Here is a 2,093-nt window from a genome sequence, read left to right as displayed (position 1 = left end):
GAATACAGGCATTACTTATTTATTCATCAAGCCGCCAAGCTTTGGCGGCTTGTATTTTTATTTCCAATCCGGCTACCGCGCGTGGCCGGATAAAATTTTAAAAGCATCATCATGCTTTCATGGAGAATCTTATGCAAAAAATCCCTTTGACCGTCCGCGGTGCAGAATTACTGAAACAAGAACTTCAACACCTCAAAAGCGTGGCTCGTCCAGAAATTATTGAAGCCATTGCAGAAGCACGTTCACACGGTGATTTGTCTGAAAATGCCGAATATGAAGCCGCCAAAGAGCGCCAAGGCTTTATCGAAGGCCGTATTGCCGAGCTGGAACACAAACTCTCTATGGCCCACATCATCAATCCTGCCGAAATCCATGCCGAAGGCAAAATCGTATTCGGCACAACAGTAACACTGGAAGATTTGGAAACCGAAGAACAAGTAACCTACCAAATTGTCGGCGAAGACGAAGCAGACATTAAAGAACGCAAAATCTACGTTGGCTCCCCAATTGCCCGTGCCTTGATCGGAAAAGAAGAAGGCGACGTTGCAGAAGTTCAGGCCCCCGGTGGCGTGCGTGAATATGATATTATTTCCGTACAATACATCTAAATAAACTCAAGGCCGTCTGAAAACGTTTTCAGACGGCCTTTTGTTACACCATCACAACTAAAACAGAATTTCCCAAAGAGAAACCAGATGAGCCTACCCTACAAAATTACTCAAACCGCTGCTGCCATTTGGCTAGGCATGCAACTGACAGCCGGCTACATTGTCGCCCCCATACTATTCCATCTCCTGCCTAAGATGCTGGCAGGAGAAATCGCCGGCATTTTGTTTGCCATTACCGCAATATGCGGCTTAGTTATTTTTGGCGCAGCCTATGCCTTTTTCAGACGGCAACTTGCCTCCCTCTCTTGGTGGGTTTTGGTACTTTGGCTACTCTTAGCCTGTAATCATCTTTTGGTTACGCCGGTTATCGAGGCGCACAAGTACGGACTGGATAACTGGCTCTTATCCCTAGTAGGCGGAACATTCGGCATTTGGCATGGCTTATCCAGTATTATTTTTTTAATCTGTACGATACTGGCAGCTATGTGCGTATGGAAATGGCCCGGACCAAACTAAACTGTTTTAATAAAAGGCCGTCTGAAAATAAATCTTTCAGACGGCCCTTCTTATTTTGAAATCACGAATTATCTTAATTACTCAAATACAAGCCATAAAAAAATGCCCCGCATATCGCAGGGCATTTTTCACAAACCGATTAAGGTTTAGCGTAACCGTGAACGCCATTGTAAGGAGCTGGGATCCAACCTTCATCAGTAGCAGGCAATTCGCCTTGACCTTCGATAGTTTGGCCTGGAGCAACTTGACGAGTAACAACGCTGCGGATTTTAACATCAACGCGACGGTCAGGTTCGATACAAGCGATAAGAGCAGCACGTTTCTTAGCTTTAGAAACTTTTTTGCCCAGTTTAGCAACTTCAGCTTCACAAGTAGCAGTCATGCGAGCTTGAGATTCGCCCAGACCTACTGCAGAGATTTTGCTAGAAGCAACGCCATGACCTACCAAGTAGTTAGCAACTACGTTAGCACGACGCTCAGACAGAGCTTGGTTGTATTCTTCAGAACCCATGAAGTCAGTGTGACCTTCAACACGTACAGTTTCTACGTTTTTGTTGCTCAGGCGTTGAGCCAAAGCGTCCAGGTTTTCTTGAGCTTCAGGACGCAGGTTGTCTTTGTCGAAGCCGAACAGAGTTTTAGTAGACAGAGAAACAGTTTCATCAACATACTCAGGAGCTTGTTGTACAGGAGCAACTGCTTCACGATCACCACATTCAACACGGCCTTGGGTAGCTTTGTCGAAGTAGCTGTTTTTCCAGCATTCGCCGTAGTTGTTACGGACGATTTCTTGAGATTGGCTGCTTACGGTGTAACCGTGTTTGGTATGCGCTTCGCTGGCCATTGCGGTGCCAGAGGCAACCAAGGCAACGAACAATGCGCTTAATTTCAGCTGTTTGGTCATTTTATTCCCTCATCAAATTGTTATGCGGCGGACTAGGAAAGCAACCGCTGCAAAGTACCAATATACAG

At 45.8% G+C, this 2,093-nt stretch carries 3 protein-coding genes; 2 read left to right on the top strand and 1 reads right to left on the bottom strand.

The genetic code is table 11. The features are described 5' to 3' along the window. Nucleotides 1–131: 131 nt before the first annotated feature. A complete protein-coding gene (greA, locus tag ACTHUE_RS16640; RefSeq protein ID WP_049322768.1) occupies nt 132–608 on the top strand; it encodes a transcription elongation factor GreA in 477 nt (158 codons plus the stop codon). An 87-nt stretch (nt 609–695) separates the two neighbouring features. Continuing rightward, the gene (locus ACTHUE_RS16635; RefSeq protein ID WP_036493141.1) at nt 696–1,124 is read left to right on the top strand and encodes a DUF4149 domain-containing protein; all 429 of its coding nucleotides are present in this window, start codon (nt 696–698) and stop codon (nt 1,122–1,124) included. A 139-nt stretch (nt 1,125–1,263) separates the two neighbouring features. Here ACTHUE_RS16635 and ACTHUE_RS16630 read toward each other — a convergent pair whose 3' ends face one another. Then, nucleotides 1,264–2,025 (bottom strand): OmpA family protein, encoded by a 762-nt coding sequence (locus tag ACTHUE_RS16630; RefSeq protein ID WP_107769197.1) that lies wholly within the window; start codon nt 2,023–2,025, stop codon nt 1,264–1,266. Nucleotides 2,026–2,093: the final 68 nt, after the last annotated feature.

Source organism: Neisseria sp. P0021.S005, from assembly GCF_051956955.1.
This window is presented reverse-complemented; position numbering and strand designations above follow the sequence as displayed.

Excerpts from the sequence above, each read along its gene's own strand:
- ACTHUE_RS16630 (WP_107769197.1), bottom strand. The coding sequence starts at position 2,025 with ATGACCAAACAGCTGAAATTAAGCGCATTGTTCGTTGCCTTGGTTGCC.
- greA (WP_049322768.1), top strand. The coding sequence starts at position 132 with ATGCAAAAAATCCCTTTGACCGTCCGCGGTGCAGAATTACTGAAACAA.
- ACTHUE_RS16635 (WP_036493141.1), top strand. The coding sequence starts at position 696 with ATGAGCCTACCCTACAAAATTACTCAAACCGCTGCTGCCATTTGGCTA.